This window comes from Bacillus pretiosus (assembly GCF_051294775.1).
Taxonomy (GTDB): Bacteria; Bacillota; Bacilli; order Bacillales; family Bacillaceae_G; genus Bacillus_A; species Bacillus_A wiedmannii.
The window spans coordinates 1-279 of the sequence record NZ_JBPPHF010000665.1; the positions used below are offsets into that span (position 1 = coordinate 1).

Below are 279 nucleotides of genomic sequence, written 5' to 3' on the forward strand. Positions count from 1 at the left end.
ACCATTCCGTTACCACCGTCGCCGCCTTTTACATATAACTTGACCTGATCTACAAACATTATTACACCACACTTTTTTCGATTGGTTGTAATATAACTGAGACTTCTTCGTCTCGTACTGTATAAGAAATGGAATACCATTTATTGTTTTGGTTCGCAAGCCAATTCTGTAGTTCTTCTACACTCGTTAGCTTACCACGAAAATCAAAAAAGAAACGAGCATTCTCCGCGTCACATTCAATTGTGATACAAACAAAATTTTCAACATATACGTCTAAAC

The 279-nt window shown here is 36.6% G+C and carries 1 protein-coding gene; it reads right to left on the reverse strand.

Annotation, left to right across the window (positions count from 1 at the left end; all coding sequences use genetic code 11):
* Positions 1 to 61 precede the first annotated feature (61 nt).
* On the reverse strand, positions 62 to 279 hold a 218-nt coding region (locus ACSG5Z_RS32605; RefSeq protein ID WP_435713009.1), incomplete at its 5' end, for a Spo0B C-terminal domain-containing protein.